Origin of the sequence: Colwellia sp. BRX10-3, from assembly GCF_014077505.1 — a bacterium.
In the GTDB taxonomy this organism is placed as follows: Bacteria; Pseudomonadota; Gammaproteobacteria; order Enterobacterales; family Alteromonadaceae; genus Cognaticolwellia.
Genome location: NZ_JACGWA010000001.1, coordinates 286480 through 310847, shown reverse-complemented (window position 1 = coordinate 310847; position 24368 = coordinate 286480). Strand labels below are relative to the sequence as shown.

Sequence of the window (24368 nt, the reverse complement as noted above, 5' to 3'; positions counted from 1 at the left end):
CCAATAAAAAAGCCAAAGATAATAATCTTTGGCTTTTTCGTATTTAAATCAGGTTGATACTAGTTTAATAGTCTTACTCTGATAGTGGCGTCAATCTGTTTCAATTCTTTTAACGCCAACTCACGATTTTCAACTTCAATATCTATAACCACATAACCAATTTGATCAGCAGTTTGTAAATACTGTGCGGCAATATTGATATCGTGTTTAGCAAACATTTGGTTAATTTGCGTTAATACCCCAGGCTGATTACGGTGAATGTGCAGTAATCTGCTAGTACCTATATGTCCAGGCAGCGATACTTCAGGGAAGTTAACCGCAGATAATGTTGAGCCATTGTCTGAATATTTAGCAAGTTTACTGGCAACTTCAAGGCCAATGTTTTCTTGTGCTTCTTTCGTACTACCACCAATGTGTGGCGTTAAAATAACGTTATCAAATGCGCGTAACGGGCTGATAAATTCTTCGTCGTTACTTTTAGGCTCAATTGGGAATACATCGATTGCTGCACCCGCCACTTTTTTAGTGCTTAAGGCCTCTGCTAACGCATCGATATCAACCACTGTACCGCGTGACGCATTAATAAAGATAACACCGTCTTTCATGACCTCAAATTCGGCCGCGCCCATCATATTTTTCGTTTGTGGTGTTTCGGGAACATGTAAGCTAATAACATCAGCTTCTTTCAGTAATGCTGTCATGGTTGGTGCTTGGCTAGCATTACCTAATGGTAGTTTAGTTTCAATATCGAAAAAGCGAACTCTCATGCCTAACGTTTCAGCTAATATGCCTAGTTGCATACCGATATGGCCATAACCAATAATGCCTAGAGTTTTACCTCTGGCTTCAACTGAACCCGCGGCAGACTTATTCCAAACACCACGATGTGCTTGAGCACTTTTTTCAGGTATACCACGTAACAATAATAACGTTTCGCCTAACACTAGTTCAGCAACCGAGCGGGTATTTGAGAATGGCGCATTAAATACGGGTATACCAAATGATTGCGCTGCAGCTTTATCTACTTGATTAGTACCAATACAGAAACAACCAATAGCAACCAACTTTTTAGCGTGACTTAAAACATTTTTATTTAAGTCAGTACGAGAACGTATGCCAATAAAATGCACATTGGCAATTTTTTTAATTAGCTCTGCTTCTGAAAGAGAGGTTTTAAGGTATTCGATATTTGAATAGCCTTTGTTTTTCAGCTCTTCAAGGGCGCTTTGGTGAACCCCCTCTAGAAGCAATATCTTAATTTTGTCTTTCGCTAGTGAATTGTTGCTCATGATAGTTTATCTTCTCTCGATCAAACATTTACTTACTTAAATAAGGTCAAGTAAGTTTTTAGATGGCTAGATATCTAAACTAGCATATAGGGTATAAACTCTAAAGTGTTATTTTACTATTTTTGCACCGTCTGCAGTGCCGATAATTAAGACATTTGCTGGACGATTAGCAAACAAGCCATTAGTAACAACCCCAGCAAGCGCATTAATGCTATTTTCTAATGCTTTAGGGTCCATTATTGTTAAGTTATGCACATCGATAATAACATTGCCATTGTCGGTAATAACACCTTGACGATAAACCGGATCGCCGCCCAGTTTTACCAGTTCTCTGGCAACATAACTGCGCGCCATCGGGATCACTTCTACCGGCAATGGAAAACGACCTAACATAGGTACTTGCTTGGTATCATCGGCGATACAAACAAAGGTTTTGGCCACAGCAGCAACAATTTTCTCTCGGGTGAGGGCGGCGCCGCCACCTTTGATCATATGCATATGAGGATTAATTTCATCAGCGCCATCAACATAAACATCAATACCATCAACGTTATTAAGGTCAAACACTTCAATGCCGTAAGATTTTAAACGCTCAGTTGAGCCTTCAGAGCTTGAAACTACGCCAATAATTTTATCTTTCATTGTGGCAAGCGCGTCAATAAAGTGATTAACCGTTGAGCCAGTACCTACACCAACAATAGTATCGGCTTTGATATAATCTAGGGCTTTTATTGCTGCCGCTTTTTTCATGTCATCTTGAGTCATAGGGAAACCTTTGGTTTAGCTGTCAGCTTAATACTGACAGCTTTATGTTTGCGCTTATTATAACTAATTCTTAGCTCGAAAAACTAAGCTTTATTGAAATTTATACCGTGTGCTTGGGGTTAATATCTCCGGCAAAGGAATGTCCCATACTTCTGTGGGGATCTCATCAACCAATTGGCAGTCATGAGCTAAGCCAATAGCGTAAGGGCTGCTGATGTTTTGCTGTTTTTCTTGCTTATACCATTGGCTTAGGGTTCTGTCGTAAAAGCCGCCGCCCATGCCTAAGCGCGCGCCTGTTTTATCAAAAGCCACGAGTGGCGTGCATATAATATCTAATTGCGCGGCGGGAATAATTGTTCTGACATCGAGTGGCGGTTCGCTAATGCCATAGCGGTTGTTAATTAATGGGGTTTGTTGTTCGAAGCGTAAAAAAAGTAAATGGCCTTTGCTAAAAGGGTGCATAACTGGCAAATAAACGCATTTATTCTGTTGCCAACACCAATCAATTATTAGCTTGGTATTAAGCTCACCGTCATTACTTAAGTAAAGTGCAATATGCTGAGCCCGTAAAATTTTCTCATCGGCACTAAAACGGTGTAATAAGCCTAATGCGGCGTCGCTTTGTTGCTGGGCAGTCAATTGTCGGCGTTTATTTCTAATGGTTTGACGCAGTGCTTGTCTGGTTTTCATAAGGCTCAGTCGACTTGGGCTTAAAGAGTATAGTCCAGCTTAGCTTAAACATAGTGTGGTTAAAGTGGAAGAAAAATTTGCCATAAAAAAACCAGCAATCAATGCTGGTTTTTTAGTGTTTTTAACTTAAACAGTAATTAGGCAGTAGATCTTGCGCTGCTAGTATCGTTAGTTGGCGCTGTAGTGTCTTCATCTTCTGTTTTTAGCGCTTCCCAGAATCTAGATTTCAAGCCCACCAGTAAAATAATAATACCAATGCCAATACTAAATAGACTGATTTGAATATATAACGCAGGAATTTGCTCAACGTTACTTGGATCATAATTACCAGCAAGCAAGCCTGAAATAATATTACCAATTGAATAAGTTAAGACAAATACACCCATCATTTGGCCAGCAAATCTTCTTGGAGACAATTTACTTACCGCACTTAAGGCGATAGGGCTTAAACATAACTCACCAACAGTGTGTAGGAAGTAGGTAGTAATTAACCAACCCGGCGCTACTTTTAAGCCCGTTGCTGCATATTGCGCGGCAAAAAACATCACAAGAAAACCACTCGCCATAATAATTAAGCCAACAGCACATTTAATTCCGTACGCTGGGGTAACCATTCTTTGGCCTATTTTAATCCAAAATGCGGCGAAAAAAGGTGATAGTAAAACAATAAACATAGCATTAGAGAACTGAAACCATGCCGTTGGAATTTCAAAAGAACCTATCATACGGTCAGTATAATCACGTGCGAATAAGTTTAATGAAGAACCGGCTTGTTCAAAGCCAGACCAGAAACAAGCTGAGGCAATACAAATTAATAATAGTGCCAAAAGTTTCTTCTTTTCATTACCGGTTAAGTCACTGAAAAAATAAATAATGGCATAATAAACCACAAAAATTAAAGTAAAGGCTATCGCAACATATTGTGCAGTGGCTATTGGGTCTATCACCACAATGCCTTCAAATGTTAATACGGTAATTATCGCAATGGCGACTAGCGAAGCAGCAATAACTATCCAGCTATTTCGTTGGCCTTTAGCAGATAAAGGGGCAACAGGTTTTGCACCAACACCTTCTAATTTTGGCGTGGTCATTCTATATTGAATCAGGCCCGCTGCCATACCGATTGCTGCAGCACCAAAAGCATAGTGCCAACCAAAGTCAGAAGCCAAGTAACCACAAACTAAATAGCCAATGAAAGAACCTAAGTTAATACCCATATAATAAATAGCATAACCACTATCACGGCGCTTATCATTTTCACTATATAATTGGCCAACCATAGCGCCAATATTTGGCTTTAATAAACCCGTACCTAAAATAACTAAAATCAAACCGATAAAGAATGTTTTGTCATTTGGTATAGCTAAAACTATATGGCCAAACATGATAATAATGCCGCCATACCAAACAGCTTTTTGGCCACCTAGTAATCTATCAGATATCCAACCACCAGGTAGGCCCATGAAATAAACCGTACCTGTATACAAACCATAAATTGCGGTTGCTGATGCAATAGTTAATGCTAAACCACCTTCTTGTAACGTTGCGGTCATAAACAAAACTAGCAATGCGCGCATGCCGTAATAGCTCATACGTTCCCACATTTCTGTGACGAAAAGTGTTTTCAACCCTCCCGGATGGCCGTAAAATGCCTCTGAATTCTGGGTACTCATATAAAATCCTCGATAGGTAAGACCAAACACGGTTTAAAATTATTTTTGTTTCAACATGAATAAAAATCAGGTTGATCGCGTTCAGATAAATTAGAAACTATTAATAATCAGCCCGTTTTATACCTTTGCTGGCTTTGAAAGGCAAGTCTGGTAGGTTAATCTCTTGTTAATCACTGTCAACTGCTTAATTTTTGTTAGCTTAAATCCTTATTTTTCCGCTATTGCCAAGTAACCAATAGTAAAAAAAAGCAATTAACTTGATGTTTTACTGATACATATAACGGCCAAACTTTAAGTCACACTTTGTTTAATGAGTTTATCAGGGCTTACTGTTTAATATTAAGGCTAACCTTGAATTTGTTGCTAACAGCTAATTACTGTAAACAAACTTATCCGATGCTAGCAAAACCAAATGCAGCTTGTTAAAAGTATTTTAATGAAAGTAAATGTTATGTGAATCACTGATAATTCAAACGATTTCAGCTTTAAGTCTAATTCATTACGCTTCGCTTTATCTTGATGATGCGTTTAATAAAAAGTTACTTTAATCAAAGTACACTTACTGATAAACTCCACGCTGCTTTAATTTTAAATCTAAGTTCTGTCCCCGTATATACAGGAAGAAATACGCGCCAATGATTCACTTTATTCGTTTACTGACAAGCCTTCTCGTTGTTTCAACACTTTCTTTTAGTTCTCTCGCTGCGCAAATTAGCCAACAGCAAATAGAGCAATTTAAAAACTTACCTAAATCTCAGCAGCAAGCATTAGCGCAAAGCATGGGGGTTGATCTTAATTCGGTTATGGGGCAAATTTCCGGCAGTAACCAACAAACACAATTATCATCTTCGCCTGTCTCGCCAAGACCTGTGACTGAAAATAATGTTCAAAAGCAAGCAGAAGTTACTTATTTTGAGAACGATAGTGAATTGTTTCAACCTCTTGAAAGATTTGGCATGGACGTTTTTGCTAATGCGCCAAGCACCTTTGCACCTACCATGGATATTGCAATACCTAAACACTATATATTAGGTGTTGGTGACCAATTATCGATACAAATATATGGTAAAGAAAATGCTGAATACATACTGCCAATCACTCGAGAGGGTAATATTCTTATCCCTAATGTTGGGCCAGTAAAAGTTGTTGGTTTAGCATTTGACGAGATGAAAACATTTCTTGCTGAACGCATTCAACAGCGCATTATAGGCGTCAACGTTGTGGTCAGCTTAGCTGAATTACGCTCAATGCGAATTTTTGTTTTAGGTGACGCCTACAAACCAGGCCCTTACACACTCAGTTCACTTTCAAGTGTTACGCACGCTATTTTTGCAGCCGGTGGTGTAAGCGACATTGGCTCATTACGTAATATTGAAGTAAAACGTGCGGGTAAAGTAGTGCAAACCGTTGATCTATACGACCTGCTAATACAAGGGGACTCTTCAAGTGATATTTTACTGCAATCAGGCGATGTTGTTTTCATCCCAACACAAAGTAAAAGTGTTTCAATACTAGGTGAAGTAAGACGACCGGCTATATACGAATTAAAAACCGGTGATAGTTTTAATCAAATTATAGAAATGGCGGGTGGCTTACTACCATCGGCTTACCCGCAGTCAACTATGGTAGAACGCTACAATGAACACAGTTTACGTAGCATTATTAATGTTGATTTAACTGATAGCAAAGCGCGTAAACAATTGCTAAAAAGTGGTGACTATATTCGCGTGTTAAAAAGTTCAGGTATGTATGAACAATCAATTACTGTTATTGGCGCGGTTTCACGCCCGGGTAAATATCAATGGCAGCAAGGTGTAAAAATAGCTGATTTATTACCTAGTTTAGATTCTCATATACTGCCTTCTGCAGATTTAAGTTATGGCTTAATTGTTCGCCAAAAAGATCAAGCGAGAAATATCGAGGTATTACAATTTAATTTAGCTAAGGCACTGAATAAATCTACGTCTGACCCAGTTGACAACTTAACGCTGTTACCAAACGACAAACTATTGATATTTTCTAACGTCACTAAGTCGGTGGATGAAAAACTATCGTTAGATGAATTAGCTTACACGCAAGAGCAGCTTTTTGCCAAAGAGCGCCAACAGGCTAAAAGTTTACATAAAGAAAAATCGTTTTGGAAAAAATATGGTGGTAGTTCATCACAACGTGCCATTGGCATTAATGAAGCTGAAGAGGCTGCGCAAATAGGTAGTCAATCTATAGTGCAAATTGCTAATGGCGCCTCGGGCAGCGAAACCGACTTTCGTGAAATGGCATTGTTTTCTCGACCTCGCTTGTTAGCACCCGTATTAAGAAAGTTACGCCAACAAGGTGCTTCTGGTCAGCCCCTTCAGCTTGTTGAGGTAGACGGACAAGTTAAATTCCCTGGTATTTATCCGTTAGCGAAAAACGCAAAAGTTAGCGATTTATTAGCGGCCGCTGGTGGCGTGAAAGAGTCGGCTTACTTAGCGCGAGCAGAAGTTACTCGCAATACCCTGACGGTAGAAGGCGCATCAAAAACATCATTAGATGTCGATTTGGGCTTAGCCTTAAAAGAAAATAAAGACTTTAATATAGCGTTGCAAAGTAAAGACCGATTGAACGTGCACAAAATTCCAGCCTGGAGCGAAAATCATGTGGTTGAACTGCGTGGTGAATTTGTGTTTCCGGGTAAATATACTATTCGACGTGGCGAAACCTTGGCTGATTTAGTGATTAAAGCTGGTGGTTTAACCGATTATGCTCACCCTGATGCCTCAGTATTTACCCGTAAAAAATTAAAAGAACTTGAGCAACAAAACCTCGTTAAACTGGCCAGTGATCTACGTGTTGAAATGGCGTCTAAATCGTTAAGCGAAAATGGCTCTGCAGCCTCTTACAACGATGCCCAAAAACTACTTGCTGATATCACTAATGTAGAACCAGTCGGCCGTTTAGTTATTGACCTACCTGGTTTAATGGCGGCAAATAATAGTGAAGTATTGCTCGAAGGCGGCGACGTGCTTTTTGTACCCACGAAGAAAAATTCAATTAATGTTATTGGCCAAGTTCAGGTGGGTTCTTCACATTTATATAATAGTGCCATGTCAGCTGAAGACTACATTGCGCAAAGTGGAGGCATTAAAAAACGAGCTGACGCTGAGCGTATTTATATTATTTCAGCCGGTGGTAGTATTAAAATGGTTGAAGAAAATAACTGGTTTGCTGGCGCGGGTGAAAGCTCATTAAAACCAGGCGATACTATAGTAGTGCCACTAGATTCTGAATATATGAATGATCTAACATTATGGTCGACAGCAACACAAATTATTTATAATTCGGCTGTCGCTGTTGCCGCAATAAACGGTATTTAACAAAGCTTAATTCACGCTTAATTATCGCTTAGGTCGGCATTTATATCGGCTTAAGCGCACAAGCTAAATCTGTACAAAATATATAATTAACAATAAAATATAACCGATTTTTCAAGGTAAAAGATTTAAAAATGATACGTGACTTAAAAGATGTGAAAATTGCCATCATAGGCTTAGGCTATGTTGGTTTACCTTTGGCGGTAGAATTTGGCAAAAAATATCAAACCTTAGGTTTTGATATCAATCAAGCACGTATTGCAGAATTAAATAATGGCTCCGACAATACCCTTGAAGTTAGCGATGAAGAGTTAGCCGAAACAACAAACCTGACCTACTCTTGTCAACCAGACGACATAAAAAACGCCAACGTTTATATTGTTACCGTACCAACGCCTATCGACCACCATAAACAACCCAATTTAACACCGCTGATCAAAGCTAGTGAAATGCTTGGTAAAGTGGTAGGTAAAGACGATATTATTATTTATGAATCTACGGTTTACCCCGGTGCCACTGAAGAAGCTTGTATTCCTGTAGTCGAAAAGTTCTCTGGTTTAGTATTCAACAAAGACTTTTACGCGGGTTATTCACCTGAACGTATTAACCCGGGCGATAAAGAACACCGAGTTACTAATATTTTAAAAGTTACTTCGGGTTCAACGCCTGAAGTAGCCAACATTGTTGATAACTTATATCGTTCTATTATTATCGCCGGCACCCATAAAGCGAGTTCAATTAAAGTGGCAGAAGCCGCAAAAGTTATTGAGAACACGCAACGCGACGTTAATGTTGCCTTAATTAATGAATTATCGATTATTTTTAATAAGCTCGGTATCGACACCTTAGAAGTATTAGAAGCTGCCGGCACAAAATGGAATTTTTTACCATTCCGCCCAGGTTTAGTGGGTGGGCATTGCATAGGGGTTGACCCTTACTATTTAACCCACAAAGCTCAATCTGTAGGTTATCATCCTGAAATGATACTCGCCGGGCGTCGATTAAATGACGGTATGGGCGCTTATGTGGTATCTCAACTAGTAAAACACATGCTGCACAAACGTATTCAGGTGGAAGACGCAAACGTGTTGATCATGGGGCTTACTTTTAAAGAAAACTGCCCTGATTTACGTAATACAAAAATTGTTGATATTGTTAGCGAACTTAAAGAATATAATGTCAATGTTGATATTACCGACCCTTGGTGTTCGAGTGAACAAGCCGAGCATGAATATAACCTAAGCCTGACTGAAGCACCTAAGGCTAACTATTACGACGCGGTTATTCTTGCAGTATCACACAACGAATTTAAAGCCATGGGCGTAGATAAAATTCGCGCTTTAGGTAAAGCCAACCATGTGCTTTACGATTTAAAATATGTTTTACCGAAAGAATCAGTAGATATGCGTTTATAACGCAGCCAGTAAATTTATTAAAAGCTACAACACTGACTATTCAGCTGACTAATCAATAATAAAACGGAAGTAATAATGTCAGAGTACGATGATGTAAAAAAGCAACTAAAGCAAGCACCAAAAGTTTGGTTAGTAACCGGTGTTGCTGGCTTTATTGGCTCTAATTTACTAGAAACCTTATTATTACTTAACCAAAAGGTTATCGGTTTAGACAATTTTGCTACTGGCCATCAACATAACTTAGACGAAGTTAACGCTGAAGTGTCAGACCAACAATGGCAAGATTTTACTTTTATTAACGGTGACATTAGAAACTTTGAAGATTGCCAGCAAGCCTTAACAGTTAATAACCTAACAGTTGACTACATTTTACACCAAGCGGCACTTGGCTCAGTGCCGCGCTCAATTGCTGACCCTATATTAACTAATTCTACCAATATTACGGGTTTTCTTAATATGTTAACGGCAGCGAAAGACGCTAAGGTCAGTACCTTTGTTTATGCCGCGTCAAGCTCAACTTATGGTGACCACCCGGCATTGCCAAAAGTGGAAGATACTATTGGCAAGCCATTATCACCTTATGCAGTGACTAAATATGTTAATGAGCTTTATGCTGATGTATTTAATAAAACCTATGGCTTAAATGCCACAGGCTTACGCTATTTTAACGTGTTTGGTAAACGCCAAGACCCAAATGGTGCCTACGCCGCTGTTATTCCTAAATGGACGGCAGCAATGATAGAAAACCAAGACTTATTTATTAATGGTGATGGTGAAACCAGCCGTGATTTTTGTTTTGTCGAAAATGCCGTACAAGCGAATATATTAGCCGCAACAGCTAACGAGCAAGGCAAAAACCAAGTATACAATGTAGCACTGGGCGACAGAACAACACTTAACGAGTTATTTTCAAGCTTAGCCTCCGCACTAGGCGCTAATAACGTTAGTTATACTAAAACCGCAATATATAGAGGATTTAGGGCCGGTGACGTACGCCACTCACAGGCCGATACCTCAAAGGCTAAAGAACTTCTGGGTTATCGACCAGAATTTCGTATAGAGCAAGGCATAAACAAAGCAATGCCCTGGTATGTTAAGTTTTTAACAAAAAATAAGTTATAGCCCGATAAGTTGAGACAAAAGTTAAAAATATCGCAGTAGCACAATATCGCAAGCGGCAACTAACTTTAAAGCTGAAAAAGTGGGGTTTATTTAATTATTACTAATATTGACTGGTAATTAACAGCAAAAAAGTGATAAACAACTGTTAAAAATGGCAGATAACTTGTTATAATTCGTTCTCACTTGGGCTGCTTTCGTAAAAGTGCTAGTTTACGCCCATCGAAAAATACTAAAATGAACTTAAATGTGAGCTATTGTGAATAGTAACAAATTGCAAGGAAGTACTTCCAATGAAGTCGAAGCAATGAATTCAAACGAATTTTATCAGCAACACCACTTCCCCGAAGACGACGAAATTGACTTAGCAGAGCTGTGGTATGCTATATGGTCAGGTAAGCTATTAATTATTGCTATTAGTGGCTTGTTCGCCATCTCGTCAATTATCTATGCAATTAATCAACCCAACATATATAAAGCCACAACGTTGTTGGCGCCTGCCAGTGAGCAAGGTGGCGCGGGCGGATTAGCCAAAATGGCTGGGCAATTTGGTGGCTTAGCAAGCCTTGCTGGTATTAACCTTGGCGGCGGTGGCACAGACAAAACCGGCCTTGCGCTTGAGGTATTAAAATCAAGAGTATTTTTAGAAAGCTTTATTAATAAACACCAGTTATTAGTGCCTTTAATGGCGGCTAAAAGTTGGGATGTTAACTCCAATACATTAATCATTAACGATGAAATTTATAACGAAACAACTAACAAATGGTTAAGAGAAGTAAAAGCGCCTAAAAAACCTGAACCATCATCATGGGAAGCTTATAAAGCGTTTAAAGAAATTTTAACTATAACCAGCGATAAAGAAACAGGGATGATCACCCTAGCCATTGAACATTACTCACCAGAAATTGCCACGCAGTGGTTATTATGGTTGGTTAGCGACATTAACGAAGCGATGCGAGATCAAGATAAAGCCGAAGCGCAACGCAGCATCGATTATTTAACAACAAAACTGCAAGAAACTCAGCTGGCCGATATGCAAACCGTGTTCTATCAGTTAATAGAACAACAAACTAAAACCATAATGTTGGCTGAAGTCTCTCTAGAATATGTGCTAAAAACCATTGACCCCGCCAATGCACCAGAAGAAAAAGCTAAACCTAAACGCGCCCTAATTGTTGTATTGGGTACTATGCTAGGTGGAATTTTGTCGGTGTTAATTGTGTTAATACGTTACTTTACTAAAAAAGGAGCGGCGACTAAACTAAGTAACACTAAATTAGTGGCTAATAACAAAGAAGCTGATTCAATGCAGCCAACGCAATCAAGCCAAGTGTTAGGTAAATAGGAGCATATTTAGATGATAATAACTGCCTTAACTGCCCTAAGCGCTTTTTGTTTTGCTTTGGTGGCGATTAAATTATTCAAGCCAATTGCCGTTGATGTTGGCTTAGTTGACAAACCCAATGCAAGAAAGCGTCACGAAGGTCAAATCCCCCTTATTGGTGGCATTTCTATATTTGTAGCTGTGTTAGCTGCTAGCCTACTCTGGTTGCCAAATACCCTAGAACTGCGTATGTACTTAATTGCCTCGGCCATGATGGTATTTATTGGCGCACTTGACGATAAATTCGACCTAAAAGTGCGCATTCGTATTGTAGGCCAAATTATTATCGCCAGTTTAATGATCTACGGCGTAGGTGGTTATATTGGGAACTTAGGTAACTTGTTTGGCTTAGGCAATATTGAACTTGGCCCAGTAGGTATAATATTTACTTACTTTGCCATAATTGTAGTTATAAATGCTTATAACATGGTTGACGGTATTGACGGGTTAATTGGCAGTTTAAGCCTTAATACTTTCACTGCTATCGCCGTATTATTTTTAATAAGTGGCAATACGGGTTACTTGAGCTATCCACTAATTTTGGCGACAGCAACCCTACCTTATTTAATTTTCAATTTGGGTTTTTTCAAAAACTACAGCAAAAAAATATTTATGGGCGATGCTGGTAGCATGTTTATCGGACTAAGTGTTATATGGCTATTAACCATAGGCACACAAGGCGAAAACGCCTCGTTTAGGCCTGTTACCGCTTTATGGATATGCGCGATACCCTTAATGGACATGCTTGCTATAGTTATGCGCCGTTATAGAAAAGGCAAGTCACCATTTAAGCCAGACCGAGATCATTTACATCACATATTGCAGCGTGCAGGCTTGTCATCACGTCAAACACTAATAGTTATCTCAATAGCCTCTGTAGTTATGTCGCTATTAGGTGTATTAGGTGAATATTTTCAAGTACCCGAAAGTATCGAACTGGCGTTATTTGTGCTGATGTTTATTCTTTATAATAAATACGCACGGCATTTCAGTTGGAAGTATGACGAGATAGCTCCACTTTAATCAGACTAAGTTAGCTAGATATGTTTTAGCTTTATTTATAATATTTTAATAATAGCGGTTCTAAAAATAAGCCTCATGACTATAAAAAAACGTATTTTAACTGTATTTGGTACTCGCCCAGAGGCCATTAAAATGGCACCGTTAGTACATGCATTAAGTTCTGATGACCGTTTTGATGCCAAAGTATGCGTAACTGCGCAGCACAGAGAAATGTTAGATCAAGTATTGGAGTTATTTGAAATAACTCCAGATTATGATTTAAATTTAATGAAGCCAGGACAAGATTTAACTGATATTACTTGCGGAATTCTGCAAGGTATAAAGCCGGTTTTAACTGAGTTTAAACCCGATTACGTATTGGTTCATGGCGATACCGCAACTACCTTATCTACAACATTAGCCGCTTACTATCAACAAATTAAAGTTGGCCATGTTGAAGCTGGCCTTCGTACAGGAAATATATATTCACCTTGGCCTGAAGAAGGTAATCGAAAGTTAACTGGTACTATTGCGAATTTTCATTTTGCGCCTACAGAATTATCGAAACAAAATTTATTGAAAGAAAATGTAGATGCTGACAAGATTATAATTACCGGTAATACAGTGATAGATGCTTTACATAATGTAATAAGGAAATTAGAAACTAACATTCAATTAAAGTCTTCCTTAGAAGAAAAATTCAATTTCCTTAGTGAAAATAAACGAATTGTTTTGATCACAGGTCACAGAAGAGAAAGTTTTGGCGGAGGGTTTGAACGTATTTGCGAAGCCATCGAGCAGATGGCAAAAGCGTTTCCTGACGTTGAGTTTGTTTACCCTATGCATTTAAACCCTAATGTGCGTGAGCCTGTGAATCGCTTACTTGCTAATTTAAATAATGTGTTTCTAATCGAGCCTTTAGATTATTTACCTTTTGTCTACCTAATGAATAAAGCTTATGTATTGTTAACTGATTCAGGTGGGATACAGGAAGAAGCTCCATCATTAGGAAAGCCTGTACTAGTTATGCGCGATACAACAGAACGACCAGAAGCCGTTGATGCTGGCACAGTGAAACTGGTAGGCACTAAGGTTGAAACTATTGTTAAAGAGTTAAGTGAATTATTGGTGAACGAAGAAGCGTATAAAGTTATGAGTTTTGCTCATAATCCTTATGGTGACGGTTCGGCAAGTATAAGAATAATTAACAGCTTGATTTAAAATAAATAGTTAGTTGTTTGTAAGTCGTACTGTAGGAAGCATATGAAAATTTTCTCTTGGGCAAATACTGATTTTTTATTCGAAAAAAAATTAGCGAAACATTTTTATGATATTGAAAAGTTTAAGGTTGATCATGATAAGGATTGGTTCACCTCAAAAAAATCATATTTGAAAGAGTTTAGGCATATTGGCCGTTTAATAAAACAGATTTTAAGTATTGAAGCGGATGTACCTATTGTGTTGTTCGGAACTAATCTGTGCCGGATTCTATACCCTTTTATTTACAGGAGAATAAACGTATTTTTTGTATTTAATGAACTCCCTTGTCTAGACCAAAATAAGCTTCTTTTTTTGTTTGACCGAAAAATATTTAGATCAAAGAATAGTCAAGTGTTTGTTTCCTCAAAAGAACGTTCGGAGCTTTGTTGCAGAAATTATAACTGTGAATCGATTAAAGTCTTGCCTAATATTCCAGTTTTTAAACACCGAGAGGTAAGTAGTAAAAAGCTAAATCACTTAGTGTATGCAGGTCTAATAAATCGGTCAAGGTTTAACTCTGACGCTATAAATATGCTAAAAAACTTGAAGATTGAATTTCACTTATTAGGTAAAGTTATTGACGAGGGGCTATTGGCTGAAATAGATTCACATCAATACCTCGGGGAAAAAACTTTTACTGAAAGTCAATATCTTCAATCACAATACCGTTATGCATTATTATCTTACGGAACGACGGATTTAAACAATGATTACTGTGCACCAATTAAGATATTTGAATACATTTATTCTGGATGTGTTTGTATAACTATAAATAAAAATGTTGGATTACAAAGATATCTAAAATTATACCCAAATTTGTTTATCACCCTTTCAGAGTTCACAGAATATCAATACAACGAAGAAAAATATCAGAATGAAAAAGAAATATTTTTTAAAAATGAAATGGATGTATTAACTCAAGCCATTAATGATATTTTGAAGCAATCATTGTAAATGAAACATATATCTTTGACAAAGAACACTAAATATTCATTGTTTTTTAGTGTGTTATTTATTTTTAACTATTTTATTCAGCAAACGTCATTATCAAATTTTTTATTTCATTTGGAGAGTTTAAGTTATCTTTCTTTATTATTATGGGCCTTTCCAAGAGATAAAAATTTAACTGCATTACTTTGCATATTTTATTTTATTTGCTTTCATCAGTATGGTGCAGACCCGTATTCTGAATTGCTGCAGAATTACTTGGCAGGGCCTTATAAGTTAGTTATTTTGATTGTGTTTTCATGCTTATTTACTAAGGTAAGAGTCTCAAGGTTGTGGTTTGTATTGATTTTTTTTATACCTGTATTTCATCAATTATTATTCAGCTCATACTTTAGATTACAATACATTCTTAATGATTTTATTTATTATTTCTCTATTATACCATTGTTAATATTAGGAAAAAATTCAAAAATAAATATCGATATAGCTCAGGTAATTTATTATTTCACTTTAACCTTACCTGTTCTGTGCTTAATTGCTTATTTATTAGATTTAGGGAATGAAATAAAGGGCTCCTATTATTTCTTTTACGGTCATTTGTTTAGTTTTTTATTATTATTCTCTTTTTTGTACCGAGTATTTACTAAAGAGTGTAAAAGTAAAATTTCTTTCGTGTTGACAGTCTGTAATTTCTTAATATTTTTTCAAAGTGCACAATCAGCACATTTCATTATTCTTATTCTTAGTTTAGGTGTGAGTCTAATCTTAACTAGAAAATTTAAAATTATGTTTTTGTCTGTTTTTTTTGTGAGTTTTTTTCTCTCAATGACGATGATTATACCAAAAGGATCATGGCTAGCCTTAAAAACAGGACAAGTTGTTAATTTAGTTGGTGTATTAAATGGCGGCTCAAATATTTCAACCATTAACTCTGTAGCAATAAGGTATTACACTCTTATTGCAATTATTGACGAAAATAGTATAACTGAGAATTTGATAGGTAGGGGGATATCAACTATTTATCATGACAAAAATAACAATTTTTCAAAACTAAATTTACACGAAGCAACCTTTCCCGAGAATGAAATGGAAAGTAAAGAGTTTCATTTAATACACGAATCAATTGTCCGTTTATTCTTTCATCTTGGAGTGTTTGGTTGCATGCTTTTAATATATTTTTCTTATAAATTAATACAACTAAATAAAACGAACTTTTGGTATGTTAACTCTGTTTTATTTCTCATTTTATTATGGATGAGCAGTATTCAATTTATGGGATTTATTACTATTTTCATCAAACTTTTATCAAATAAAAAATCAAATTAATGTGTTGAACATGTAGGGTTTTTAATTAGTGCGGATACAATAACCGTAATTATTATTACTAATTCACATTTTAGTCAGTAAACAAAATATAAAGCATGGTAGAAAAATGGGTAAAATAAAAGATATTTCAATTGTTATAACTACGTATAATGAGTCAGAAAATATAAAACTGTGGTGTGAAAGCGTTCTAAATCAATCTATTTTGCCAAAAGAATTAGTTATTGTTGACTCCGACTCTACCGATGGGACATTAGATATAATAAATTCTATTTTTAACGATTCAGCAATTGATGTTGTTGCAATTAGTCAAAAATGTAATATTTCACAAGGTCGTAATATAGCAATTTCCAACACATCATGTGACTTATTAGCTGTAACTGATGGTGGGGTAATATTAGATACTGAGTGGCTTAGTAATATTTATGAAGGTCTGCAAGAATATGAAGTGATAGCGGGCTATTATAGTTTTGGGGGGAGTAATGCTTTCCAAGTCGCGTACAATGACCTATTTTATGTATCATCGTCTTTAATCAATGAAGAAAAATTTCTTCCCTCTTCAAGATCCTTAGGTTTGAGAAAATATTGTTGGGAGTCTGTTGCTGGTTATGACGAATCATTTTTGATTGGGGAAGATACTGATTTTGATTTAAAATTAAAGGGTAAAAACTTCTCCTTTAAATTTGAACCAAAGGCAAAGGTTACTTGGGAATTAAGGAGTAATCTAAAGGCTATGTTTAAACAACATTATTTGTATTCTAGATGGGATGCTTTAATTGGACAAAATAAAAAGGGACATGCATTTTTTGTTTTATATTTTATAACAAATCTAGCAATATTAGTAAGTTCTCTCTTTATTTCTTTATTTTATATACTTTTGTTACTTGTTCTAGCCACGCCAATGCTTCTTAAAGGTAGTAAAAGTGGAGAAGAGTTAAAGTCTACTTTGATAGCTCGATTCCTAGTCTTAAACACATGTTATTTAGCTAAAGGTATTGGTTTTATAAAAGGATTTATTTTTGCTAATCGTTCGTAGTATTCTTGCAGATAAGGAGTCAGTTTTATCAATTGCTTCTCAAGCGATTAACTTATTTATCCCTATAGCAATAATGCTTTTAATTAATGATAAATATGGGAGTCATGCTGTTGTTAAATATGAGGTAGTACTTTCTCTTATCGCTTTTTTTTCGGTTTTTCAGGATTTTTCCACGTCTTATCTATTTACTTATCGTCGATTTTCTAAAAAGATTTGCTTTAAATACTTTTGTACCATTGTATCTTTTAAATTAACTGCTTCAATCATTTGTTCTATATTGCTGTGTTTTTTATATGTTTTCTTAGGGGGGGATCCCTTTAATTATTTTATGGCTTTTGCTGTTTTAATATTGAGTAGTTTTGATGTTCCTCTGATCTTTTTTTCAGAAGGAAAGAGTTATTTACATAGTTTTCTTTATGCATTGAAATCTTTTTCGTGTTTTATTTTTATTTTAATTGGTCTTGATGTGTTTTTAGCCTTATTTTTGTCTTGTCTTTGTTTCTCCATTTTAATTTTCTTTAATTATTATAAAAAAGGCGAGAGCAAATTTTATATATCTAAAAGAATTTTTGTATTTTTGTTTAAGAAATATAAAACGGTTACTTTAACTGAAACTATTACAGCTATATTTTCACAACTTGATTCATACTTAGTGTCGGCAGTTGCTAATGAGAAAACCGTATTTATTTATGTTTCTATTAGGAAAGCAATACGTGCCTCTAATGTAGTTATGAATTATTTATTTAGGATCAGTTTTACTAGGTATAAAAGTGATAATGAAAATTGGAAAATTCCTATTTATTTAATATTAATTATTTCGACCTTTATTATTATTTGTTTAAATCTGTTTGGAGAATCCATTTTTATCATGTATGCGGATATTAATTATGATTCAAATATATTAAAATTAACCATATTCACTCAATCTATGATTTTATTGGTTGGATCTTTAAAATCTATAATTAGAAACATATATTTTTTTGCTAATTCAAAGTTTAAAGAACATTTATTATTTACTGTAATTTCCTCTGCTGTTTTTATTATTCCTTTATACGTGGCTTCTTCTAACAGTCTTGCTCTTGATGCTGCAGAATTAAGTTTTTATAGAGTAATGACAGATGTAATTTATTTACTTCTATTTTTAATTTTATTAATCGTTGTATTTTTAAGAAAAAAAAACAATGAAACTATTGGTGGTTTTAAGAAATGAGTGTTGCCTTGATCTCCCTTACCTATAAATGTCGCGGTCATTCCAAAGAGTACATTGATAATTTATCAAAGCATCTTCATAATTCATTTGATTTTTCTTTATATTATTATAATCAAAAGCTTAATAGAAATGGGGTAGGTGTTTTAGATTATAAAACAGAGCAAATTGGAGCACCTTATAGAAAAATATTGAGACGTTTTTTTTACTCATTACGTTTTTATTTTTCCAATCGAAAGAGTATTAGAGATAACAAACTTCTATATTTTACTGACTACGAGTATTTGTCTTTACTTTTGTCTATAGTTTTATTTTTCAGAAAAAATAAAAAAATAGTTTGGATACATTCAGCAAGTTGCGATGGTAACTTCTTTTATAAGTCATATAAGAAGTTATTTTTTTATTTATTGAGCAAATTGCAGATTGATGGTTGTGTTGTTAATGGTACGGAAACCAAGAACGAACTTGTAAAATTAATATCAAGTAAAATTCCAGTTCACGTAATACAATATCCTTCAGAATTAAACGTTTTACCTATGAACAGTATTGACGCAAAAAAACAGCTTGGTTTTCAAAACAAAAAAGTTTTTTCTCTAATAGGGATGATCAGAAAAGATAAAAATTATGAATACGCAATAAGTGCATTTGCTCAAAGCAACGCATTTAATAACCCCGATTCAGTTCTGCATATTGCAGGCGCACCTTCCGGTATTAGTGAATCGTCGGTTTTGGAGTGGTTGAGACAACACTCAGTGAAGAATTATAAACTTGATTCAGGCTACCTATCAGAAGAAGAAATTAACACTGCTTTTTCTGCTAGTGATTGTTTATTAATGCCATATGGAAATACTGGTTCATCACAGAGCGGACCATTATCGCTATGTCGAAATTATGGGCTTCCTGCAATTGTCAGAGGAGGAGGTGAGATAGGGCGTTACGTGGAATACGAGGAAGTTGGTTTTTCATGTAATAATCTTAAAGAATTTATTACAGCAATGAATATGATTCATAGCTGTAAACTGTTAACTAAATTTGCTGATGCAATACTAAAAGCCAAACGAAAATTTTCATGGTCGCAAGCAGCAATAAAATATAAGGAGGTTTTCAATGGGGTTAAATAAAGTTGCATTAATCACAGGCATAACTGGTCAAGATGGTTCATACCTAGCCGAGTTGTTATTAGAAAAAGGTTACGAAGTTCACGGTATAAAACGTCGAGCTTCTTCGTTAAATACAGAACGTGTTGATCATATTTTTCAAGACAATCATGAAAAAAATCAAAAGTTCTTTTTACATTATGGGGATTTAACTGATTCTTCAAATTTAACGCGTATTATAAAAGATGTGCAGCCAGATGAAGTATATAACTTAGGCGCGCAATCACATGTTGCTGTTTCCTTTGAATGCCCAGAATATACAGCTGATGTAGATGCTATGGGGACTTTACGTCTTCTTGAAGCGATCCGCTTTTTAGGCTTAGAAAAGAAAACAAAATTTTATCAAGCATCTACATCCGAGCTTTATGGCGAAGTGCAAGAAATTCCACAAAAGGAAACAACGCCGTTTCATCCTCGCTCACCTTATGCTGTTGCTAAAATGTATGCGTATTGGATTGTCGTGAATTACCGTGAATCTTATGGTATGTATGCGTGTAACGGTATTTTGTTTAATCACGAGTCGCCTCGCCGTGGTGAAACGTTTGTGACACGAAAAATTACCCGTGCCATTGCTAATATTTCACAAGGCTTAGAGAGTTGTTTATATCTTGGTAATATGGACGCTTTGCGTGACTGGGGTCATGCAAAAGACTACGTTCGTATGCAATGGATGATGTTACAACAAGATGTTGCTGATGATTTTGTTATTGCTACAGGTAAACAAATTAGTGTACGTGAGTTTGTTAGCTTGTCAGCTAAAGAAGCAGGTATAGAACTAGAGTTCACTGGCGAAGGGATTGATGAAATAGCTACTGTTAAAGCTATTACCGGTAATAATTCGCCTGGACTTAAAGTAGGTGATGTTATTGTTAAAGTTGATCCACGTTACTTCCGTCCTGCTGAAGTTGAAACACTACTTGGTGATCCATCAAAAGCTAAGGCTAAACTTGGCTGGGTGCCGCAAATAACGGTAGAAGAAATGTGTGCTGAAATGGTCGCTAGTGACTTAGACAAAGCTAAACAGCATGCTATTTTAAAAGACCATGGTTACACTACCTCTGTTGCTGTTGAATAGGTTTAAATTTCATGAAAATTTTATTAACGGGTGCTAACGGAATGGTTGGCAGGAATATTCTTGGAGTTGCTAATCAGCATAACCATGATTTTTTGTCACCAAGTAGTACAGAGCTTAACCTGCTCGATGCAAACTCAGTTACTCAATACATAAATAAATATAAACCTGATATGGTCATTCATGCCGCAGGAATCGTTGGTGGCATTCAGGCGAATATGGCACAACCAGTCAAATTTTTGGTTGATAATATGCAAATGGGACTTAATATCCTCACTGCTGCTAATAGCAGCGGCATCACTAAGTTTTTGAATTTAAGTAGCTCTTGCATGTATCCTCGCGATGCATTGAATCCATTGGCTGAAGATTTAATTTTAAAAGGTGAATTAGAGCCAACAAATGAAGGGTATGCGCTAGCAAAAGTTACTAGCACACGGTTATGCGAGTACATTTGTAAAGAAAATCCTAATCTATTATATAAAACGATTATTCCGTGTAACTTGTATGGGCGTTTTGATAAGTTTGATCCTAATCATTCCCATATGATCCCTGCAGTTATCAGAAAAATAGATGCAGCGAAAAGAAGTAATCTAAAAGAGATTGATATATGGGGTGATGGCGAGGCCCGCCGTGAGTTTATGTACGCCGAAGATCTTGCTGACTTTATTTTTTATGCAATAAATAATTTTGAAAAAATGCCTCAAAATTTAAATGTTGGCTTAGGTACTGATTTTACCATAAATGAGTATTATCAAACTATTGCAAACGTAATTGGCTATCAAGGTAGGTTTAAACACGATTTAAGCAAACCTGTAGGAATGAAACAAAAGCTAATAGATGATACAAAATTAAAAGAATTTGGCTGGGCTTATAAAACCGAGTTAGAAGCTGGTATCCAAAAAACATATAAATTTTATTTAAGTGAGTATTGTAATGACTAATTATGCACTAGCAAGCAGCACATGGGACGAAAATGAGTACTCGGCTATCCAAAGAGTTATAGACTCAGATATGTTCACCATGGGTAAAGAAGTTGCAGAGTATGAAAAAGACTTTGCAGAGTTTTTTGGCTCTAAATATGCACTCATGGTTAGTTCAGGATCTACAGCAAACCTATTAATGATAGCTTCGTTATTTTTTACTAAAAATGAGTCGTTAAAATTAAAACGTGGTGACGAAGTAATAGTTCCCGCAGTTTCATGGTCGACCACATATTTTCCTCTACAGCAGTATGGTTTAAAGGTTAAGTTTGTTGATATTGACCGCCAAACATTAAATATGGACTTAGATAAATTAGAGGCGGCAATTACTGATCAAACCCGAGCTATTTTATCGGTTAATTTACTTGGTAACCCGAATGATTTTAATCGCATTAATGAAATTATTGCTGGGCGTAATATCTTTGTTTTGGAAGATAACTGTGAATCGATGGGCGCAACTATTGATGGTAAACAGGCCGGAACTTTTGGTGTAATGGGAACTTACAGCTCATTTTTTTCTCACCATATAGCGACAATGGAAGGTGGTTGCGTTGTCACTGACGATGAAGAACTTTACCATATCCTACTTTGTATACGAGCACATGGATGGACACGTAACCTACCTAAATTTAATAAAGTTAGCGGTGAAAAAAGTGATGATGCGTTTGAAGAGTCATTCAAGTTTATGCTACCTGGGTATAATGTGCGCCCATTAGAGATGAGTGGAGCATTGGGCATTGAGCAATTAAAGAAGTTACCTGGCTTTATAGAAACACGTCGGGAAAATGCTAAGTTGTTCCAATCTTTGTTCAAAAATCATCCCTTTATAGATATACAGCAAGAAACAGGTAAAAGTAGTTGGTTTGGATTTTCATTAATTCTAAAAGAGAATGCACCATATAATCGAGCACAGTTAGTGAAGCTGCTAACTAGTCGTGGTATTGAGTGCCGTCCAATAGTCACGGGGAATTTTTTAAAAAACAAAGAAGTTCTCGAGTATTTTGATTTTGAAATAGCGGGCTCGTTAGAGGCTGCAGAGTACCTTGATGACCATGGCTTATTTGTAGGTAATCATCAAAATGATATAGAAAAAGAGATTAAATTATTAGATGAAATCCTAAATGACGGGGTTTAGAAGGGTAACCAAACGATAATAAACTAATGAGTAAGTGTGTAGTTTGTAGTTTGTTTAAAAATAAAATTTTGGATTAAAAAATGATATTACCAATAATTATGGCGGGCGGATCTGGTTCGCGTTTGTGGCCTTTGTCACGTCAAATGTTTCCTAAACAGTTTTTAACATTGCATGGAACGTCATCCATGCTTCAAACAACAGTAGAGCGTTTATCTGGTTTGGAGCATGCGCCAGCAATTGTCATTTGCAATGAAGAGCATCGATTTTCTGTAGCAGAGCAGTTTCGCTTAAAAAACATTCCTAACAACGGGATAATTCTAGAACCAGCTGGCCGTAACACTGCACCTGCTATAGCTTTAGCTGCTTTACAAGCAATGAAAAGCGGACAAGATCCGTTGTTATTGGTGCTTGCAGCTGATCATGTGATAAAAAATGAGCAAGCATTTGCTGAGTCAGTCGAGCAGGCTAAAGTACATGCCGAAGCTGGAAAGTTAGTAACTTTTGGTATTGTGCCTACCGCTCCTGAAGTGGGTTATGGTTACATCAAACGTGGTGAAGAACTCTCAAATGCCGGGTATAGTGTTGCTGAGTTTGTAGAAAAGCCAAATCAGGCTACTGCTGAGTCTTATTTATCTACCGGTGATTATTATTGGAATAGCGGCATGTTTTTGTTTAAAGCTAGCCGCTATTTAGCCGAACTAAAAATCCACCGTCCTGATATTTTAGCCGCATGCGAAAAAGCCATGACTGATACCAAAAGTGATTTAGACTTTATTCGTGTTGATAAAGTTGCTTTTGAGTCATGTCCTGATGATTCAGTTGATTATGCCGTGATGGAAAAAACTACTGACGCGGTAGTTGTACCAATGGATTGCGGTTGGAGCGATGTGGGTAGTTGGTCTGCTCTGTGGGAAGTTAGCGATAAAGATGCTAATGGCAATGCCTTAATTGGTGATGTTATTGCGATTGATACTAAAAATACTTTAGTACACGCACAAGAAAAATTAGTGGCGACTGTTGGCCTTGAAGATATAGCCATTGTGGAAACCAAAGACGCTATTTTAGTTTCTAAGCTTTCAGAAGTGCAAAAAGTTAAGAAAATAGTAGAACACCTAAAAGCCGAAGAACGTTCTGAATTTAAGCATCATCGCGAAGTATATCGTCCATGGGGAGCCTATGACTCGATTGATACGGGTGAACGTTTTCAAGTGAAACGCATTACTGTTAAGCCCGGGGCTAAATTATCTGTACAAATGCATCATCACAGAGCTGAACATTGGATTGTAGTATCAGGTACGGCGAAAGTAACCAATGGTGATAAAGATATTTTATTAACTGAAAATCAATCAACGTATATTCCGGTTGGCGTTATTCACGCATTAGAAAATCCAGGCAAAGTGCCTTTAGAATTGATTGAAGTACAGTCAGGTTCATATTTAGGTGAAGATGATATTGTACGTTTTGAAGATAAATATGGTCGCGTTTAACTTTTAGGCGTGTATTAATAAATAAACATTTTAAAAGGTAATTTGATTTCAAATTACCTTTTTTATAATTAGA

Annotated in this window: 19 protein-coding genes; 15 read left to right on the top strand and 4 right to left on the bottom strand. The window is 36.2% G+C overall.

Going from position 1 to position 24368, the window contains the following annotated elements; genetic code table 11:
* Positions 1 to 59: 59 nt before the first annotated feature.
* From serA to H4J38_RS01340, 4 genes are all read right to left on the bottom strand, one after another.
* Complete coding sequence (gene serA / locus H4J38_RS01355) at positions 60 to 1289, bottom strand: phosphoglycerate dehydrogenase (protein ID WP_182128735.1); 1230 nt, start codon at positions 1287 to 1289, stop codon at positions 60 to 62.
* A gap of 108 nt (positions 1290 to 1397) precedes the next feature.
* Positions 1398 to 2054 carry a ribose-5-phosphate isomerase RpiA gene (rpiA, locus tag H4J38_RS01350; protein WP_182128733.1) on the bottom strand — a complete coding sequence of 219 codons (657 nt, stop codon included), beginning with the start codon at positions 2052 to 2054 and terminating at the stop codon, positions 1398 to 1400.
* Positions 2055 to 2144: 90 nt separating this feature from the next.
* Positions 2145 to 2744, bottom strand: coding sequence for a 5-formyltetrahydrofolate cyclo-ligase (locus H4J38_RS01345; protein WP_182128731.1), 600 nt, complete (start codon positions 2742 to 2744; stop codon positions 2145 to 2147).
* Positions 2745 to 2881: 137 nt separating this feature from the next.
* On the bottom strand, positions 2882 to 4417 hold the full coding sequence (locus H4J38_RS01340) for a peptide MFS transporter (RefSeq protein ID WP_182128729.1): 1536 nt from the start codon (positions 4415 to 4417) through the stop codon (positions 2882 to 2884).
* 635 nt (positions 4418 to 5052) lie between these two features.
* On the opposite strand from H4J38_RS01340, the gene H4J38_RS01335 reads away from it, so the two are divergent.
* From H4J38_RS01335 to H4J38_RS01265, 15 genes are all read left to right on the top strand, one after another.
* Positions 5053 to 7773 carry an SLBB domain-containing protein gene (locus H4J38_RS01335; protein ID WP_182128727.1) on the top strand — a complete coding sequence of 907 codons (2721 nt, stop codon included), beginning with the start codon at positions 5053 to 5055 and terminating at the stop codon, positions 7771 to 7773.
* 131 nt (positions 7774 to 7904) lie between these two features.
* Positions 7905 to 9185, top strand: a complete 1281-nt coding sequence (gene tviB / locus H4J38_RS01330; protein ID WP_220465390.1) for a Vi polysaccharide biosynthesis UDP-N-acetylglucosamine C-6 dehydrogenase TviB — start codon at positions 7905 to 7907, stop codon at positions 9183 to 9185.
* A gap of 75 nt (positions 9186 to 9260) precedes the next feature.
* Complete coding sequence (locus tag H4J38_RS01325; RefSeq protein ID WP_182128725.1) at positions 9261 to 10307, top strand: NAD-dependent epimerase/dehydratase family protein; 1047 nt, start codon at positions 9261 to 9263, stop codon at positions 10305 to 10307.
* Positions 10308 to 10611: 304 nt separating this feature from the next.
* A complete protein-coding gene (locus tag H4J38_RS01320; protein ID WP_182130058.1) occupies positions 10612 to 11649 on the top strand; it encodes a Wzz/FepE/Etk N-terminal domain-containing protein in 1038 nt (345 codons plus the stop codon).
* 12 nt (positions 11650 to 11661) lie between these two features.
* Positions 11662 to 12711 (top strand): UDP-N-acetylglucosamine--undecaprenyl-phosphate N-acetylglucosaminephosphotransferase, encoded by a 1050-nt coding sequence (gene wecA, locus H4J38_RS01315; protein WP_182128723.1) that lies wholly within the window; start codon positions 11662 to 11664, stop codon positions 12709 to 12711.
* A gap of 75 nt (positions 12712 to 12786) precedes the next feature.
* Positions 12787 to 13911, top strand: coding sequence for a non-hydrolyzing UDP-N-acetylglucosamine 2-epimerase (gene wecB, locus H4J38_RS01310; RefSeq protein ID WP_182128721.1), 1125 nt, complete (start codon positions 12787 to 12789; stop codon positions 13909 to 13911).
* A 42-nt stretch (positions 13912 to 13953) separates the two neighbouring features.
* Positions 13954 to 14904, top strand: coding sequence for a hypothetical protein (locus H4J38_RS01305; protein WP_182128719.1), 951 nt, complete (start codon positions 13954 to 13956; stop codon positions 14902 to 14904).
* Positions 14905 to 16224, top strand: a complete 1320-nt coding sequence (locus H4J38_RS01300) for a hypothetical protein (protein ID WP_182128717.1) — start codon at positions 14905 to 14907, stop codon at positions 16222 to 16224.
* 106 nt (positions 16225 to 16330) lie between these two features.
* Entirely contained in the window at positions 16331 to 17257 is a 927-nt protein-coding gene (locus H4J38_RS01295) for a glycosyltransferase (protein WP_182128715.1), read from the top strand.
* Positions 17241 to 18467 (top strand): hypothetical protein, encoded by a 1227-nt coding sequence (locus tag H4J38_RS01290; RefSeq protein WP_182128713.1) that lies wholly within the window; start codon positions 17241 to 17243, stop codon positions 18465 to 18467. The genes H4J38_RS01295 and H4J38_RS01290 overlap by 17 nt, the downstream gene beginning before the upstream one ends.
* Positions 18464 to 19585, top strand: a complete 1122-nt coding sequence (locus H4J38_RS01285; protein ID WP_182128711.1) for a glycosyltransferase — start codon at positions 18464 to 18466, stop codon at positions 19583 to 19585. Before H4J38_RS01290 ends, H4J38_RS01285 begins: the two co-directional genes overlap by 4 nt.
* Positions 19572 to 20696: a GDP-mannose 4,6-dehydratase gene (gene gmd / locus H4J38_RS01280; RefSeq protein WP_182128709.1), complete on the top strand. Its 1125-nt coding sequence runs from the start codon at positions 19572 to 19574 to the stop codon at positions 20694 to 20696. Before H4J38_RS01285 ends, gmd begins: the two co-directional genes overlap by 14 nt.
* Positions 20697 to 20707: 11 nt before the next feature.
* On the top strand, positions 20708 to 21634 hold the full coding sequence (locus H4J38_RS01275) for a GDP-L-fucose synthase (RefSeq protein WP_182128707.1): 927 nt from the start codon (positions 20708 to 20710) through the stop codon (positions 21632 to 21634).
* A complete protein-coding gene (locus H4J38_RS01270; RefSeq protein WP_182128705.1) occupies positions 21627 to 22808 on the top strand; it encodes a DegT/DnrJ/EryC1/StrS aminotransferase family protein in 1182 nt (393 codons plus the stop codon). The genes H4J38_RS01275 and H4J38_RS01270 overlap by 8 nt, the downstream gene beginning before the upstream one ends.
* A gap of 80 nt (positions 22809 to 22888) precedes the next feature.
* Positions 22889 to 24295, top strand: coding sequence for a mannose-1-phosphate guanylyltransferase/mannose-6-phosphate isomerase (locus tag H4J38_RS01265; protein WP_182128703.1), 1407 nt, complete (start codon positions 22889 to 22891; stop codon positions 24293 to 24295).
* Positions 24296 to 24368 lie beyond the last annotated feature (73 nt).

Bases quoted from the DNA above. Each gene is read 5' to 3' on its own strand.
- H4J38_RS01285 (WP_182128711.1), top strand. From the start codon at position 18,464: ATGAGTGTTGCCTTGATCTCCCTTACCTATAAATGTCGCGGTCATTCC.
- serA (WP_182128735.1), bottom strand. From the start codon at position 1,289: ATGAGCAACAATTCACTAGCGAAAGACAAAATTAAGATATTGCTTCTA.
- wecA (WP_182128723.1), top strand. From the start codon at position 11,662: ATGATAATAACTGCCTTAACTGCCCTAAGCGCTTTTTGTTTTGCTTTG.
- H4J38_RS01270 (WP_182128705.1), top strand. From the start codon at position 21,627: ATGACTAATTATGCACTAGCAAGCAGCACATGGGACGAAAATGAGTAC.
- H4J38_RS01345 (WP_182128731.1), bottom strand. From the start codon at position 2,744: ATGAAAACCAGACAAGCACTGCGTCAAACCATTAGAAATAAACGCCGA.
- rpiA (WP_182128733.1), bottom strand. From the start codon at position 2,054: ATGACTCAAGATGACATGAAAAAAGCGGCAGCAATAAAAGCCCTAGAT.
- H4J38_RS01305 (WP_182128719.1), top strand. From the start codon at position 13,954: ATGAAAATTTTCTCTTGGGCAAATACTGATTTTTTATTCGAAAAAAAA.
- wecB (WP_182128721.1), top strand. From the start codon at position 12,787: ATGACTATAAAAAAACGTATTTTAACTGTATTTGGTACTCGCCCAGAG.
- H4J38_RS01295 (WP_182128715.1), top strand. From the start codon at position 16,331: ATGGGTAAAATAAAAGATATTTCAATTGTTATAACTACGTATAATGAG.
- gmd (WP_182128709.1), top strand. From the start codon at position 19,572: ATGGGGTTAAATAAAGTTGCATTAATCACAGGCATAACTGGTCAAGAT.
- H4J38_RS01335 (WP_182128727.1), top strand. From the start codon at position 5,053: ATGATTCACTTTATTCGTTTACTGACAAGCCTTCTCGTTGTTTCAACA.
- H4J38_RS01265 (WP_182128703.1), top strand. From the start codon at position 22,889: ATGATATTACCAATAATTATGGCGGGCGGATCTGGTTCGCGTTTGTGG.
- tviB (WP_220465390.1), top strand. From the start codon at position 7,905: ATGATACGTGACTTAAAAGATGTGAAAATTGCCATCATAGGCTTAGGC.
- H4J38_RS01320 (WP_182130058.1), top strand. From the start codon at position 10,612: ATGAATTCAAACGAATTTTATCAGCAACACCACTTCCCCGAAGACGAC.
- H4J38_RS01325 (WP_182128725.1), top strand. From the start codon at position 9,261: ATGTCAGAGTACGATGATGTAAAAAAGCAACTAAAGCAAGCACCAAAA.
- H4J38_RS01275 (WP_182128707.1), top strand. From the start codon at position 20,708: ATGAAAATTTTATTAACGGGTGCTAACGGAATGGTTGGCAGGAATATT.
- H4J38_RS01300 (WP_182128717.1), top strand. From the start codon at position 14,905: ATGAAACATATATCTTTGACAAAGAACACTAAATATTCATTGTTTTTT.
- H4J38_RS01340 (WP_182128729.1), bottom strand. From the start codon at position 4,417: ATGAGTACCCAGAATTCAGAGGCATTTTACGGCCATCCGGGAGGGTTG.